This is a genomic window from Myxococcus sp. CA033 (genome assembly GCF_013336625.1).
Classification (GTDB): Bacteria; Myxococcota; Myxococcia; order Myxococcales; family Myxococcaceae; genus Myxococcus; species Myxococcus llanfairpwllgwyngyllgogerychwyrndrobwllllantysiliogogogochensis.
Genome location: NZ_JABUMU010000039.1, coordinates 55,511 through 71,414, shown reverse-complemented (window position 1 = coordinate 71,414; position 15,904 = coordinate 55,511). Strand labels below are relative to the sequence as shown.

10 protein-coding genes are annotated in these 15,904 nt (G+C 70.2%); 5 read left to right on the top strand and 5 right to left on the bottom strand.

The genetic code is table 11. From position 1 onward, the window contains the following. Window positions 1–645 precede the first annotated feature (645 nt). Both HUA78_RS44665 and HUA78_RS47595 read left to right on the top strand, forming a co-directional pair. A complete protein-coding gene (locus HUA78_RS44665; RefSeq protein WP_174478999.1) occupies window positions 646–1,509 on the top strand; it encodes a carboxypeptidase regulatory-like domain-containing protein in 864 nt (287 codons plus the stop codon). Between the two features lie 203 nt (window positions 1,510–1,712). Then, entirely contained in the window at window positions 1,713–4,070 is a 2,358-nt protein-coding gene (locus HUA78_RS47595) for an ATP-binding protein (RefSeq protein ID WP_305798553.1), read from the top strand. Window positions 4,071–4,073: 3 nt separating this feature from the next. On the opposite strand, the gene HUA78_RS44655 is transcribed toward HUA78_RS47595, so the two are convergent. Then, window positions 4,074–5,156: an LpqB family beta-propeller domain-containing protein gene (locus HUA78_RS44655; protein WP_174457060.1), complete on the bottom strand. Its 1,083-nt coding sequence runs from the start codon at window positions 5,154–5,156 to the stop codon at window positions 4,074–4,076. Between the two features lie 25 nt (window positions 5,157–5,181). After that, window positions 5,182–6,810, bottom strand: coding sequence for an N-acetylmuramoyl-L-alanine amidase (locus HUA78_RS44650; protein ID WP_141644042.1), 1,629 nt, complete (start codon window positions 6,808–6,810; stop codon window positions 5,182–5,184). Between the two features lie 431 nt (window positions 6,811–7,241). Here HUA78_RS44650 and HUA78_RS44645 point away from each other — a divergent pair, with 431 nt between their 5' ends. Both HUA78_RS44645 and HUA78_RS44640 read left to right on the top strand, forming a co-directional pair. Then, entirely contained in the window at window positions 7,242–7,979 is a 738-nt protein-coding gene (locus tag HUA78_RS44645; RefSeq protein WP_141644043.1) for a metallophosphoesterase, read from the top strand. A 165-nt stretch (window positions 7,980–8,144) separates the two neighbouring features. Then, entirely contained in the window at window positions 8,145–8,726 is a 582-nt protein-coding gene (locus HUA78_RS44640) for a TIGR02265 family protein (RefSeq protein WP_141644044.1), read from the top strand. Here HUA78_RS44640 and HUA78_RS44635 read toward each other — a convergent pair whose 3' ends face one another. Next, a complete protein-coding gene (locus HUA78_RS44635; protein WP_141644045.1) occupies window positions 8,727–9,764 on the bottom strand; it encodes a hypothetical protein in 1,038 nt (345 codons plus the stop codon). A gap of 563 nt (window positions 9,765–10,327) precedes the next feature. Further along, window positions 10,328–12,289: a potassium transporter Kup gene (locus tag HUA78_RS44630; protein WP_174467539.1), complete on the bottom strand. Its 1,962-nt coding sequence runs from the start codon at window positions 12,287–12,289 to the stop codon at window positions 10,328–10,330. A gap of 229 nt (window positions 12,290–12,518) precedes the next feature. Here HUA78_RS44630 and HUA78_RS44625 point away from each other — a divergent pair, with 229 nt between their 5' ends. Then, complete coding sequence (locus tag HUA78_RS44625) at window positions 12,519–15,227, top strand: GAF domain-containing protein (RefSeq protein WP_174457062.1); 2,709 nt, start codon at window positions 12,519–12,521, stop codon at window positions 15,225–15,227. A 15-nt stretch (window positions 15,228–15,242) separates the two neighbouring features. On the opposite strand, the gene HUA78_RS44620 is transcribed toward HUA78_RS44625, so the two are convergent. Then, window positions 15,243–15,788, bottom strand: a complete 546-nt coding sequence (locus HUA78_RS44620; protein WP_141644048.1) for a hypothetical protein — start codon at window positions 15,786–15,788, stop codon at window positions 15,243–15,245. Window positions 15,789–15,904: the final 116 nt, after the last annotated feature.

Below are 15,904 nucleotides of genomic sequence, written 5' to 3'. Positions count from 1 at the left end.
TTGACCTCTGGGCACACCGTGGAGCTGCGTCCCGAAGCACTGCACCCCTGTGAAGCCACGGCGGGGCTGCCGCAAGTAGAGACGGTGGCGGCAGCTCCGGTGGTGGCAATGGCCGAGGCAATCGCGACAACGACAACGACCGCGGAAACAGCAGCAACGGGAGCAGCAGTGGCGGCTGGGGCAGCGGTGGCGGACGCGGGAGCAGCAGCGGTGGAAGCAGCGGTGGCGGGAGCAGCAGCGGTGGAAGCAGCGGTGGCGGCAGCAGCAGCGGCGGCTGGGGCAGCGGTGGCGGACGCAGCAGCAGTGGCAGCAACAGTGGCGGGACCAGCGGCGGAGGCCGGAGCTCCGGTGGAAGCTGGGGCGGCGGTGGCGGCAGCAGCGCCCCGAAGAGCTCGGGTGGCGGCTCGTCCGCGCCGGGTGGTCGCGGTGGTTCCAGCAACTCCAAGGACAACAAGGGCGGCTGGCGCTGAGCCCACGGGCGGCACCCCCGCCCTCCACGGCTGATGGATTTCCGACACCGGGCTGCGTCCCTCGTGCTTCCCAGGCGAGTGACGGCCCGGTGTCTGTGTTTGCGGCGTCGGACAGGGGACGGAGCGTTCGCGGGCGGATTGCCGCTCGACGGGGGCATGGAAATGTTGCCGACCGATGAAGCGCCCAATCCTGCTGGCATCCTGTGTACTTCTCGGGCTCGTGTCGTCCGGCTGCGGCTCCGGCGGACCTGCTCCGGACCCCGGCTTCCAGACCGAGGACGCCGAGTCGGTGGACCTGGACAATCTCCGCATCCGCGTCAGCGGGCAGGCGCAGGTGCTGCCCGAGGCCGCGCGACTGCTCACGTCCCTGGGACAACCGGTGCCCTCGCTCGGCGGCATGCCCGTCGCCATCGAGGAGCCGCTGCGCGTGGCGGTGAATGACCTCAATGCGACGTTCGGCACGGGCGCCATCGCCGAAGACGGCGCCTTCGCCGTGACGGAGGTCCCCGTGCGCGAGGTGCACCAGGGGCTGGCCGTGGGGCTCAACGGCCCGGGCTTCGTGCGCACCGTCACCGTCGTCTACGACAGCGTCTTCACCGGCGCGCGGCCTCGCACGGATGTCATTGAAGCGAGCGCCTGGGCCCTGCCGGAGCAGTTCCACGACGCGCTGTGCACGGCCATGGGTGAGCCGCTGCTGCGCGGCCACACGGAAGACCGGGCCCGCACCCTTCGCGACGCGGGCTTCGCGCTGGGCCGTGTCGTCGACGAGAACGGCCAGCCTCGCGCCGGCGTGCGCGTGGTGCCGGACCGGAGCGAGTTGACGGAGCGCATCTACTACCCGACCTCGGACCTGAACGGCGTCAACCAGGCGGGCACCTCCGCGGAGGGCCTGTTCCTCTACGTCCACACCGCCGGGGACGCGGAGACGTTCCGACTGGGCGTGGAGGGCGAGGACACCTACGTGGCGCGCAACGTGGCGGTCGCTCCCGGCTGGGGCCTGGTGCTCACCCTGTACCCCGGACTCCATCCGCCCCCGTGAGCGGCACTCAGGCGGGCACCCTGCCCCGCCGTGCGACGCGCGAGGGGGCGCGCATGCGCATCCATGTCCCGGACAGGTGCGTGAGGAACGAGGCAGCGGGCCGCCGCGCGTGACACGGCCGCCCACCCTTGGCGGAAGCACCCGTGCGTTCCGGGGGGACGCCAATGAATCGGACCTGGAGGGCCCAGTCCCACAGCCAGGCCATGGCCCGCGCGCTCGCCTGGGTCGCGGTGGCGGGCGCGCCTCTGCTGGGGCTGCTCTCGCTCGCCGGCTGGGCCCTCTTCGCGCACTCACCGTGGCCAGAAGCCGCGGGCATGCCCATGACGGCGCCACGGACGGGCGTCGCGCTGGTGCTCGGAGGCGTGGCGCTCGGGCTGTACCTGCCCACCCGCCCCTCCCGCGCGCGCCGACGACTGTCCTCCCTCTGCGCGGTGGGCATGTGCCTCATCGCCTGCATCAGCCTGCTGCAGGAAGTGGCGGGCCTGCCACCGGCGCTGGAGTCCTTCCTCGCGAGGACCTTCGGTGTCCTCAGCGCGACGATTCTCCCCTCCCCCCTCACGCCCCTCTGCGTGCTGTTCCTGGGCAGTGCCCTGCTGCTACCGGACCGCGCCGGGACTCGACAGGTGTGGCGGGACGCGCTCGTGGTGGCGGCGCTGCTGGTCGCGCTGCTGGGCTTCAATGGACTGCTGCTCGGTCCGCTCTTCGCGTCGGGCGGCGAGTCCCTTCCCCCCAGGCGTGGCATGGGCTTGTACACGGCGCTGGGGGTGCTGCTGCTCGGCGTGGGCCTGCTCTGCGCGCGGCCGGAGCGGGGCCTCGCGGGGCGAATCACGCGGGACACGCTCGGTGGGTTCCTCGCGCGTCGGCTCGTGCCCGTGGCAATCCTGGGGCCGTCGCTCCTGGGCGCGGCCCTGTCGCTGCTCAGCCTGGAGGGGATGCTCGGTCGCGAGGCGAAGCTGCCCATCTTCGCCACCTTGTTGAGCGCGGGCGGCGCCGTGCTGGTGCTGCTGTCCGCGCGGGCCCTGGACAGGCTGGAGGCGGGACGTCGACGCGCCACCGCGGCGCTCGAGGCCTCCGAGGCTCGCTACCGGGGACTGCTGGAGACGACACCGGAGCCGCTGTTGATAGTGGACCCGGAGGGGCTGCTGCGCTTCGTCAACGCGGAGGCGGAGCGCGTGTTCGGCCATCCGCGCGAGTCACTGCTGGGCCGCGAGGTGGAGCTGCTCGTGCCAGAGGGACTCTTCGGCGGACGCAGCCTGGGGGGCCTGTCGAATGCACGCGCCATGCATGGCCTGCGCGCCGATGGCACCCGGGTGCCCCTGGAAGCACGCCTGCGCCAGGTTCCTGGCCCCGAGGGTGGCAGCCTGCTCGCCGTGCTCCGCGACGTCACCGAGCGGGAGCAGGCCACCGACCGCCTGCGAGCCGCCCACGAGGAAGCGGAGGTGCAGCGCGGTCTGCTCCAGGCCGTGCTGAATCACGCACCGGTGGGTGTGCTCTTCATCGACCCGGAGCAGGGCACCCTGGTGTCGAACCCCTTCGCGGAGACCTTGCTCGGGCCGCTTCCGGCGCGAGCGAAGCGCGGCTCGTACCTGAGCCGACTGCGCCATCCAGACGGACGTCCCATGAAGATGGAGGAGCTGCCTTCGAGCCGGGCGGCGAAGAGTGGAGAGGTGGTGGGCCCGGTCGAGGTCAAGCTCGTGCGCCCGGATGGAAGGACGACCCCCGTGCTCATCACCGCCGCGCCCGTGCTCGGGCCGCAAGGCGAGCAGCGCGGCGTCGTCGTCACCGGCCATGACCTCACACCCCACCGCGAGCTGGAGCGGCTGCGCGAGGAGTACGTGAGCCTCATCTCCCATGACCTGCGCAACCCGCTGCAGGGCATCACCCTGCGAGCGAGCATGCTGCTGCGCGCCCTGAAGGAGCGTCACCTGGAGCGCGAGGAGCTGCTCACGGACGCCATCCTCCGCAACGTGGCGTGGATGAGTTCCATGATTGAAGAGCTGCTGGAGGGCTCGCGCCTGGAGTCCCGCCGCATCGAGCTGCGCCGCGAGCGGACGGACGTGGTGCGCTTCCTCGAGGACGTGCTGGAGCGGGACGTCCCTCCGGACCTGCGCGAGCGCTTCCGCCTGGAGGTGACGACGCCGCTGCCCATGACCTGGGTGGACGCCCGACGCCTGGAGCGGGTGCTGTCCAACCTGCTGGGCAACGCGGCCAAGTACGGTCCACCCGACAAGCCCGTGGTGGTGCGCGCATCGTCTCGCGAGGGCTGGGTCGTGGTGTCGGTGCGAGACGAAGGCCCGGGGCTCGCACGCGAGGACACCGAGCACGTCTTCGACAAGTACTACCGGACGCGACAGGGCAGCGCGTCCGACACCCAGGGCCTGGGGCTGGGGCTCTACATCTGCCGGCTCATCATCGAAGCGCACGGCGGCCACATCTGGGTGGAGAGCGAGCCGGGCCGGGGCGCCACCTTCTGCTTCAGCGTGCCCACGGCCCCCAAGGACCCCGCGAGCCCGGAGCCGCCTCTTCTTCCAGAGGGGCCCGGGTCGAAGGGAATCACTTGAGACCTAGCGGCGCGCCACCCAGCGAGGAAGCCAGTCCGGCGCCTTCGCGGTGGTGAGCCGCGTCTGGCCGCTGCCATCGGCGCGCATGAGGTACACGTCCGTGTTGCCCTCGCGCTCCGACGTGAAGGCCAGGTACTTCCCGTCGGGGCTCCACGCCGGCATGTCGTCGCGGTGCGTTCCGTCCGTCAGCGCCACCGGCGCGCCTCCCGCCACCGGAACCATCCAGAGGCGACTGAGTCCCTCGGGCGCGCGGCTCACGTAGACCAGACGCTGTCCGTCCGGGCTGAAGGCCGGCTCGCGCTCGTCGCCGGAGAAGCCGCTCCCCGACACCGCGCGCAGGTCCGAGCCATCCGGGCGCACCAGGTAGAGCCGCTCCTTGTCCTCGCGGTCGCTGACGAAGACGAGCCACTGTCCATCCGGACTCCACAGCGGAGAGCGGTCCTCGCGGTGGAAGGCGGTGAGACGCCGCTCCTCCGTGCCGTCCGCCTTCGTCACGTAGATTTCAGGGTCGCCCTCGCGACTGCACACGAAGGCCACTTCCTTGCCGTCCGGCGAGATGGAGGGTTCGAAGCAGCCCTCCTTCACCTGTGTCAGCCGCACCTCCGGCGCGCCCTCGCGAGGCTCCAGGCGCACCAGGTCGCTGAAGCCCTGGGCATCCGACTCCGCCACGAGCCACGAGCCATCCGGCGCCCAGCTCGCGTTGCGCGCCCGGGCCCTGGGGGCATGCAGCGGCACCGCGTCTCCACCCGCGAGGGGTTGGACTCGGAGCTGCTGGAACTGAATCCCGCCCTGCTCGCGCACGGCCACCACCAGCAACGACTTCCCGTCCGGAGACACCGGGCCGGGGTAGTCGTCCTCGGGGCCTCGGGTGATTTGCGTCTCCGTCCCGTCGGGACCCACCTGCCACACGTCCTTCTGTCCCGCCCGCTCCGACAGGAAGACCACGACGCCCGGAATGGCGCGTGCCTCCTCCTTCGACAGCGGCCCGGCGCCCGACGCCCCGCCACACCGGCCGGAGCATCCGACGCCAAGCACGGCGAGCGCGGCAAGACTCCACCGCGCTCGCCACGGCCAGGAACGCGGCATCCGTTCTCGGCCTTGCTTCCTCACGTCATCGCACCCGGATGGCGTCCGCCATGACGACGTAGCCTTCGGTGGCCCAGCGGCTGAGCTTCACCTGGTTCCAGCCCGCAGCGAAGCTGTACGTGCCCAGGGCGACCCACGCGCCGCCGTTGGCCTGCTGGTTCACCGTCACCGTGCTGTCGCCACCCGTGTGGCTGATGATGAACGGCGCCGCCGCAGAGCGGTTGGTGCCGGCCACCCACCACCCGTCGATGGTCTTCGTGCCCGCGGACGCCATGTAGAAGTTGAACACCACCGGCTCGGAGATGGGCTGCGTGGAGGCGTAGTAGTAGCCGCTGCCGTAGTAGCCCGCGCTGGTGCCCGCCGCCCACGACGCCGGCACGTCCGTGCGCGCCTTGGTGGAGTCGTTGTTCGCGTTGTGGCTGTCCACGATGATGGTGCCCGTGGGCGTGCCGCCGTCACCGCAGTAGCTCTTGATCTTCGAGATGTAGCTGCTCCACGGCCAGTTCGGACCCGGGTCGGTGCGCGAGGACGGCTGGAGCCGGCCGTGCGCGACGATGTGGTAGCTGTCGCGGGTGATGCCCTGTCCCTTCGTGATGTCGCAGGACAGCTTCGCCGACGCGTCAATCTGGCCCGCCGGGAAGGACGACTGGCTGGCGAAACCGCCGTGCTCGATGCCCACCGAGAAGTGGTTCACCGACACGCCGTTGAGGCCGCAGTCCACGTTGCCGTTCAGGCTGCAGGCGTAGCTGGCGCCCACGTGCCAACCGCGGCTCGACTCGCGCACGAGCTGCGAAATCTCGCTGCCGCTCTCGTTGACGACGTAGTGCGCGCTCACGCCCGACGCGGAGTTGACCAGCCAACCCCAGCACCCGGCGTAGCCACCTTCACACGTGTGGATGACAATCATCGACACGTTGGTGCCCGCGGGACGGGCGTTGAAGTTGGGCGACGCGCGCCAGATGGAGGCCGCGTAGTCCGGGCCCGCCGCCAGCGCCTGCATCTTCGGCAGGGCGAACTTCGCCTCCACCTGGGCGCCGTCCAGCGACACCGCCACCTTGCCCTCGGGAGTGAACGCGCCCGCGCCCTCGCGCAGCGCCGCGTACACGTCATTGTGGATGTAGTGCGCCTGCACGTCCGGGTCGGTGATGTCCGTCAACTGCACGGCGACCGGCGCCCACGCACCCAGGTCCGTCCGGTCGATGCCCGCCTCGGTGGCGTACTTCGACAGCAGCGCCGCGCCAGCGCGCAGGTTGGCCAGCCGGTCGTCACGCACGGCCTCGGCGGAGACACCCGCCAGCGCCGCGCCGTCCGTCACCTTGGCGCCGCGCAGGGCCAGCAGACCGAACGCCGCGGGGCGGCCCTCGAACTCCTCTTCACCCTTCACATGCTCCCAGCGCGTCTCCGTATAGGAGATGGCCTTGAGCAGGCTCACCGGAACGTCGAACTCCTTCGCCGCTTGCGCGAACAGCGCGTCCAGCTCCGTCGGCGTACGACGGGCCGCGTCCGCGACCGCGCGGGCCGCGTCATCCGCCGCGCCCGAGGGAACTTCCGTGGAAGCCGGGGGGGCCTCCTGCGGCGCCTCTGGCTGCGGTCCGCAGGCAGACAGGGCCAGGGCCGCGGCGGTGGCCGCGAACGTCTTGAACATCACGTGCATGGGGAGCTCCTTCGAGGGGGGTCAGCAGCTCTTCGGTCCGCCCCCGTCCACGGGAGCGGCGCAGCGCGGTCCCGTGAGCAGCATGCATGCCAGCCGCTCAATCCCCGCTTTTCACCCCTTCGCGCCCCCCAAGGTGGAGCATCCATGCTCCACCTCTCCACCCTCCGCCCCATTCCGAGAAATCCGACTGAACATTTCAACCCGTTGAAATGACGAGCACGCCCACATCAGACCTACTTCCACTCACCCTCCGAATGGCCGCCATTGTCGCAGTGGCGCATTTCGAGACAGCCCCGGCGTAAACTGATTTTACGACAATTCTCGTATTACTCGTCTTTTCGCATCGGGCCGGATTGAGGTTGGAAGACAGGGGGGCGGGGGCACGTGGAGTTCAGGGGCCCGGCGGTCGAATCATCCGCTATGAGGGGTGCATGCGGCTCTTCGGCATCGGCGACACCCATCTGCCCTCCACGCGACAGAAGGACATGCATCGCTTCGGATGGACGGACCACCCGCTTCCGCTCCAGCGTGCGTGGGACGACATGGTGCGGCCGGACGACGTGGTCATCGTCGCGGGAGACATCTCCTGGGCGACGCGCGCGCACGAGGTGATGGACGACCTGGCGTGGCTGGACGCGCGGCCGGGGCGCAAGCTGCTGGTGCGCGGCAACCACGACTACTGGTGGGGAGACTCGGCGTCGAAGCTGCGCAAGCTGCTGGAGCCGTTCCGCACGCTGGAGGCGTTCCTGCACAACAGCGCGGCGGTGATGGGGCCGTGGGTGATTGCCGGCACGCGGCTGTGGACAGCGCCGGAGGCGCCCCCCATGCCCGGCGGAGAGATGGGCGACGAGCCCGTCAACGACGGCTACGTGGAACGGGAGACGCGCAGGCTCGCGGTCTCCATCGAGGACGCGAAGAAGAAGGAAGCGGCCAGCCCCATACCGTTGGTGCGAGTGGCCGCGGTGCACTTCCCTCCGCTGTACGCGAACGAGAAGCCCACGGCGTTCAGCGAGCCGATTGAAGCGTTCAAGCCGAAGGTCTGCGTGTACGGACACCTGCACTCGACGGGAATCCCGGCGGGGTTCACCGGGGAGCGCGCGGGTGTGCGCTACGTGCTGGCGTCGTGCGACGCGGCGGGTTTCAAGCCGATGCTGCTCGACGAGGTGTGAGCGGGAGGCGACCTGGAAGGGAGGCGGCGGACACCGGACGTGTCGAGTCGCCTCGCGACAGCGGATGCTCGCGCGAAGGGCCCTTCGCCTGCGTCCGCTCTGGCAGTGAGGCTAAGCTGAGCACGCTTCCGTCATCGGGGCCCGGACCGGAGCAGGAGCCGAGACATGCCGTCCAACAAAGCCGAGCTCGCCGCGCGCCTCGCGGCCACGCAACCTGGCGACGCGGTACGCGGACTGTTCTTCAAGGCGGTGTTCAGCCTCGTCCAGCAGAAGGCCGGACTGGCCACGCTGGAGAAGCTGCGCGTGGGAGACCTAGCGAAGGACTACTCCGACCTGCGCACCTATCCGGTGCAGGAGTTCATCAACCTCCTCTATGTCGCGGCGGACGCGCTGGAGCAGGAGATGGGGACCGAGAACGCCGTGTATCACGCGTGCGGCGAGTCCAACGTCACGCGCTACTCCACCGGCCCGGGGATGCTCATCTTCGGCATCATCTCCCGGGGAGACCCACAGAAGCTCTTCTCAGGGGCGCAGATGGGCTACAGCGCGGCCGTCACGTACGGCACCCGCGAGTATGTGACGACGGGGCCCAAGTCCGGCACGTTGCGCGTCCGCCGGGACATGCTGCCGCCCGCGTATCACGAGGGCATCCTCACCGGCGCGCTGAAGGTGCTGGGGCTCAAGGGCACGGCGAAGGCCCATCCGCAGGGCATCGACCGCGTGGACTACGACATCACGTGGGAGTGATTACTCCACGCGCTCGAAGGTGACGTCGAGCTCGGCGACGACGCGCTCGCCCACGGAGGCCTGGCAGGTGAAGACGTGGTCGGCGCCGTCGTGCGAGCGGCGCGCCGCGCCGAACACCACCGTCTGACCGGCGTACGCGAGGCTGTCCGCCTTGAGGTTCACGTTCTTGGCGAGCACGCGGGCCCAGGGCGCGCCTTCCAGCTTGCGCAGCAGCGTGGTCGCGACGCGCGTCATGCCGCTGGCGACGATGGCCACGGGCATCACCGGGTGCAGGGCGAAGTGGCCCTTGCACATGTCCACCGTCACGGGGCCCAGGGACGCGGTGAGGCTCTCACCGTCCGGGCGCCAGTCGCGCAGGGCCAGCGCCTTGCCGTACGGGTTCTGCCGCAGCCGCGCCCACTCCTCGGGGGTGCGCTGCACGTTGTCCTCGCGACGGGGCTCGCGGCGCATCTCCACCCGGGCCTCACCGAACAGGCGGGTGAAGGCGGCGGCGGACAGCACGTTGTAGTCCACCTCCAGGCGGAACACCGGGGTGCCGTCCGGCGCGGACAAGAGCGTGCGCGCCGTGGCGGTGCGCTTGCCCGTGAAGCTCGCCTGCGCCAGGCCCCAGAGCAGGTCCGTGGAGCGCGCCATCGGCTCGCGGCGCAGCCACTCACCGCGCGCGCCACACGCCAGATAGAAGTGCTGGCCGTCCTTGGGCGTCACCAACGCCGCGGCGCAGGAGCCGAGAATCGCCATGTGGCGCCCCGCCTCCGCGATTCCGATGAGGCCCGCTTCCGCGTCCGGGTCCTGCTGCACCGGGATGCGCGCCACCACTTCGCCCTGCCCCATCACCGTCACGTCCTTCAACGCGAAGTACGGGTCCCTCACGCAGATGCGCGGGTAGAGCTCCTGCGCGCTCAGCACCGTGTGCGGCGCCAGGTTCGACCAGTCGCGCAGCGGCTGTTCCGTCCAGGGCGTCACCACCGACGACGACGCGGAAGACGACAGACCGGAGGAGAGGATCGAGGCGGCGGCGTGGGGGGCGACGTCGAGCATGGTGGCTGACCTCAGTTCGGACACAGGGTTGTGCGCGACACCTGAAAGCACTGTAACCGAGCAGGCTTCCGCCAGTACAGAAATATTTCTGTCTGGTGAAAACATTCTCGCACCTGAGGGTCAGTTGTTGCCTGTGCGGCGGTAATTTTATGTCCCAGCAGGACAAAATCACCGATTCCGTGTCACCAGGAGTGTGTCGAAAGACACCCAGAACCCACACGCGACGCGAAGCGTCAGGGCTCGCGTGGGGTTCAACTCACCCCATTATCGCCCGAGTCGTCGCCGTGTTTCCGCAGAGTTACACCGTCACTGGGCACTCAGACGCAGTGCGTCTTTCCGAACACCGTAGGGAAAGTGATGGTGGACCGGCAGGATTCCAGTCCAGGCACCCATTCCAGGCCGGTGGAGGCCTTTTCCAGCGGGCGGGGGTTTTCCGCCGGGGGATTTTCCGGGGGATTTTCCGCCCGGGGCCTCACCTGTCGGGAGGCTCCCGGGCCGGAGCGACACCTGGAAGGAAGCCCGGCCCTCCGGGAGACGAAGGGCCGGGAAACCGCGGGCGTCGGCTACAGCTCCACCTGACTGCCCAGCTCCACCACGCGGTTGGGTGGAATCCGGAAGTAGGCGGTGGCGCTGCGGGCGTTGCGGCTCATCCACGCGAAGAGCGCCTCGCGCCAGACGGCCATGCCGGGCCGCTTGGTGGGAATCAGCGTCTCCCGTCCCAGGAAGAAGCTGGTGCCCATGAGCTGGAACTGGAGCCCCTTCTCCCGGCAGCGCTTGAGCACGTCCGGGATGCTGGGGTTCTCCATGAAGCCGTAGGTGGCGACGACGCGGACGAAGCCCTGCTCCAGGGGCTCCACCTCCACGCGCTCGGCCGCGGGGATGTGGGGCACGTCCTCCGACTGAATCGTCAGCAGCACCACCTGCTCGTGCAGCACCTTGTTGTGCTTCAGGTTGTGCAAGAGCGCCGGCGGCGTGCCGTCCGCGTTGCCCGTCATGAAGATGGCGGTGCCCGGCACGCGCACGGGCGGGTGGTCGCCGAAGCTGCCCAGCAGCTCCTTCAGGGGGATGCTGGAGGCGCGCAGCTTGGCGGCGAGGATGTCGCGCCCGCGCTTCCACGTGGTCATCAGCGTGAAGACCATGACGGCGAGCAGCAGCGGGAACCAGCCGCCGTCCGCCAGCTTCATCGCATTGGAGCTGAAGAAGGCCAGCTCCAACGCGAGGAAGAAGCCCGCCACCGGCATCGCCAGCTTGCGGCTGACGCCCCAGCGCTCACGCGCGACGATGTAGGCCATGACCGAGGTGATGACCATCGTCGTGGACACGGCGATGCCGTACGCGGACGCCAGCGCGCTGGAGGAGCGGAACGTCAGCACCAGGGTGAACACCCCCGCCATCAACGCCCAGTTGATGCCCGGCAGATAAATCTGGCCCATCTCCTCCGCCGAGGTGTGCACCACCTCCATGCGCGGGCTGTAGCCCAGCTGCATCGCCTGGCGCGTCAGCGAGAAGGCCCCGGAGATGAGCGCCTGCGAGGCGATGATGCCCGCCACCGCCGACAACGCCACCAGCGGGTACAACAGCCACGACGGGGCCAGCAGATAGAAGGGGTTGCGCGCGGCGCTCGCGTCCCGCAGCAGGAGCGCCCCCTGGCCCAGGTAGTTGAGCATCAGCGCCGGCAGCACCACCCAGAACCAGGCCCGCTTGATGGGCTTGTACCCAAAGTGGCCCATGTCCGCGTAGAGCGCCTCGCAGCCCGTCATGACGAGGAACACGCCGCCCAGCACGAGGAAGCCGTGCCAGCCGTTGTGCACGAAGAACATCACCCCGTGCGTGGGAGACAGCGCGCCGAGCACCGCGGGGTTGTGCACCAGCTCCTTCACGCCCAGCACCGCCAGCGTGAAGAACCACACGCACATCACCGGGCCGAACACCGCGCCAATGCCCGCCGTGCCGTGCCGCTGCACCAGGAAGAGCACCACGAGGATGGCCAGGGTGATGGGGACGATGAACGGCTCGAACACGGGCGTGGCCACGCTGAGGCCCTCCACCGCGCTGAGCACCGTGATCGCCGGGGTGATGAGGCCGTCGCCATAGAGGAGCGCCGCGCCGAAGATGCCCAGGGTGATGAGCACGGGCCGGGCCGTATGCGCCTGCTGGCCCTTCTGCCGCTGCATCACCAGCGCCATCAGCGCGAGGATTCCGCCCTCGCCCCGGTTGTCCGCCCGCATCACGAACATGAGGTACTTCACCGAGACGATGGTGAGCAGGGACCAGAAGATGAGCGACAGCACCCCCAGCACATTCTCGGGCGAGGGGTGGATGCCGTGCGGGCCGGTGAAGCACTCGCGCAGCGCGTAGAGGGGGCTCGTCCCGATGTCGCCGTAGACGATGCCCAGGGCCCCGAGGGCCAGGAGTGTCGTGCGCTTGAAGGTCTCGGGGCCTTCCCGAACCGCTTCGCCGCCCGGTACTCCGGTGGTGGTGGCTTTCACGGCCCTCCCTTTAGCCGAACCCCTGGGAGGAGCAATGGACGCGGAGACCACCTCCGTGGATTCGAACGCTCGGGTAGGTCCATGTGTGACTAAATAGCCTTCGCCTGCCTCCACCCTTCGGTGTGCGACGGAGCGTGCGTCCAGAACGAACAGTCAGACCCGGGCGTATGTTGGTTGGCCATGGCGGAGGGCCCGTGGGGGCGTCGGGGGAATCCCCGGGGACTGCTCTCTCGTGCTCCCATGCTGCCTCGGGGGCACAAGGACCATGTCAGCATCCCGATACGGAGACGCGCGGCACTTCGGGGCCCACGCCCCGGAGGTGGAAGAGCGGCTGGCCCTGCTGGCGGAGGCGTCGCGGGTGCTGGCCGATGCCAGCCTGGAGCCTCCCGCCGTCATGGACCGCCTGTGCGCCCTGGTGGTGCCGCTGCTCGGCGCCGCCTGCACGCTGCGGCTCTTGTCCGAGGATGGACTCTGGCTGCGCACCGTGGCCTCGGCCGCCTCCACCCCCGAGGCCCGGCTGCTGTTCCAGACGCTCAGCCCTCCCGCGGTGCGCGCGGACGAAGGCCCTTCCCATGAGGTGCTGCGCACGGGCGAGGCGCTGTGGGTGCCCGACTCGGACCCGAAGGAGCTGCGCCGCCTGGTGCCCCCGCAGCAGCATGGGCTGCTGGAGGATTTCCCCTTCACCCGGCTGATGGTGCTGCCGCTGCGCGCGCGCGGACGGAGCCTGGGCACCCTCACCGTGTGGAAGGACCCGGCGGCGGCGCAGCCCGTCGAGGCCGGAGAGCAGTTGCTGCTCCAGGAGCTGGCGGACCGCGCCGCGCTGGCGCTGGACATCGCGCGCCTGTACGCGGCGGAGAAGCAGGCCCGGCAGGCGGCGGAGGTCGCCGCGGGTCGCCTGGCGAGACTCCAGCGGGTGACGGCGGAGCTGTCCCAGGTGCTCTCGGCGGAGCGCGTGGCGGAGGTCATCGTCGAGCAGGGCGTGGAGGCGGTGGGCGCGGCGCGCGGCGCGCTGTGGCGACTGGAGGCCGGGAACGCGCGGCTCCTGAGGTGCACGGGCTACGAGGACCCCCGGTCCTTCATGGAGGCCTTCGGTGTGCTGCCCCTGGAGGGACGCACGCCCATGACGGAGGCGCTGCTGGAGGCGCGCCCGGTGTGGCTGGAGTCACCCGAGGAGCTGTCGGACCGCTATCCCGAGGTGGACGAGCAACGTCACCGCGTGGTGCGCAAGCCCGCGCCCGCGTCGGTGTGCCTGCCGCTGCTCGTGGAGGGCCGCGCGCTGGGGGTGCTGCTGTTCGCCTTCTCCGAGGCGCGCGTCTTCGACCCGGACGAGCGCGCCTTCCTGGAGCTCCTGGCCCACCACGGCGGGCAGGCGGTGGCGCGAGCGCGACTGCTGGAGCAGGAGCAGCGCTCCCGTGCGGAGCTGGCCGAGGCCAACGAGCGACTGGCGGCCATCATCCAGGCCTCCCCCGCCTCCATCCTCCTGGTGGACATGGACGGCACGGTGCGGATGTGGAACCCGGCCGCGGAGCGCATCTTCGGGTGGAAGGCGGAGGAGGTGCTCGGCACCGTGCTGCCGGTGGTGCCCGAGGGCAAACACGAGGAGTTCCGCCGCAACCTCGAGAAGGCCGGCCGGGGCGAGTCACTGGGTGGCGCGGTGATGCACCGCAAGCGCAAGGACGGCACGCCGCTGCAGGTGGCGCTGTGGACGGCGCTGGTGCAGCCCGCCGCCGGCGGCCCGGAGCAGGTGCTGAGCATGGCGGTGGATGTCACCGAGCGGCAGCGCAGCGAGGCCGCGCAGCGCTTCCTCGCCGAGGCGGGGGGAGTCCTCGCCACGAGCCTGGAGCAGGAGGAGACGCTGGAGCGCGTGGCGCAGCTGGCGGTGCCATCCTACGCGGAGTGCTGCGGCCTGTTCCTCGCGGACGAGGACGGCGCGGTGAAGTGCGTGGCCGCGGCCCATGCGAGCGCGGAGTATCACGCGATGGACGGACAGCCCTCGCCGGGCCTGCTCGTCGTCGCCCGGGTGGTGGCCTCCGGCGAGGCGGAGCTGCGCACGGGGCTGAGCGAGGACGCGCCGGAGTGCGTGCGTCCCCCCGACGCGGGCGGCTGCTTCGCGTGGCTGTGCGTGCCGCTCCAGGTGCGGGGACAGACGCTGGGGGCGCTGAGCTTCGTCACCTCGCGGCGGGACTACGACGCGCAAGACCTGGCGCTGGCGCAGGAGCTGGCCCGCCGCGCGGCGCTCGCCATCGACAACGCGCGCCTGTACCGCGAGGCACGTCAGGCCATCCGGCTGCGCGAGGAGTTCCTCTCCATCGCCAGCCACGAGCTGAAGACGCCCATCAGCGCGCTGCAGCTCCAGGTGCACAGTCTGCTCACGAGCCTGAAGCGCTCCCCCTCTGGCGTGACGCCGGAGCGACTGGAGCGCGCGCTGGGCGTCGTGGACCGACAGGTGAAGCGGCAGACGCGGCTCATCCATGAGCTCCTGGACGTGTCCCGCATCAGCGCCGGGCGCCTGGAGCTGAGCCCGGAGCCGTTGGACCTGGTCATGCTGGTGCGCGAGGTGGTGGAGCGCTTCGAGCCGGAGCTGGAGCGCACGGGCACTCGACTGGAATTGCAGCTGGCGCCGGAAGCAGCGGGGCTCTGGGACAAGTTGCGAATCGACCAGGTGCTGACGAATCTGGTGAGCAACGCGGTGAAGTACGGGCGCGGCAACCCCGTCCTCGTGGTGATGACGACGGGCGAGGCCACGGTGCGCTTGGAGGTGCGCGACGGTGGCATCGGCATTGGCGAGGAGCACGTGTCGCGGCTGTTCCACCGCTTCGAGCGCGCCGTGTCCGAACGCAACTACGGCGGCTTCGGCCTGGGCCTGTGGATTTCGCGCCAGATTGTGGAGGCCATGGGCGGCCACATCACCGTGCGCAGCGAGCTGGGCGTGGGCTCCACCTTCTCCGTGGAGCTGCCACGCACGCGCGGCTGAGGCCGCGCCCCGGACTCACAACGCCAGCAGCAACAGGGTGACCTTCTCCTCGGGGCTCGCCGCGAGGAACTCGTCCGGCAGCCAGACCTCCGACTCGGGCACCGTCGCCATGTCGCAGCTGCGCTTGCCCGCGTAGGAGCGCCCCGGCTCCCGCGCCTTCAGCCGGTACGTGCAGTCCCGGATGTAGATTTTCATCTCGTCCGGGGTGAGCTTCACGCTCGCCGGACGCCCACCGAAGCCGCCCTCGGCCTCCAGCGTGTCGCCGTCCCGCTTCACCTTGAGGTTCACCAGGGCGCTGCCCAGCGAGCCCCTCACCTCGCCGTCCTTGAGCTTCACGTCCACGACGCCCAGGTACGTCCGCCCCCGCAGGCCACCGGGCGTCCGCGCGACCTGGAAGTCCTGGCCCGTCACCTCGTCGGCCGTCATCACCAGGTTGTACTGCTCACGAGCGATTCGCAGGTTGATGGCGTCCTGCTTGGGCGCGGATACCGCGGCCCCCGCCCCCAACACCACCGCCGCCACCAGCACACCCCGCCGCAGCGGGCTCAGAAAGCGTTTCATCGGGAAAGCTCCTTGGCCTGGATGACCAGTCCATGAACGTCACTCTGTGCACCGCATACCGCGACGCCATGCGCCGTGACGCAACCCCCCGGATTTGCATTCAACGCGAGCAGCCA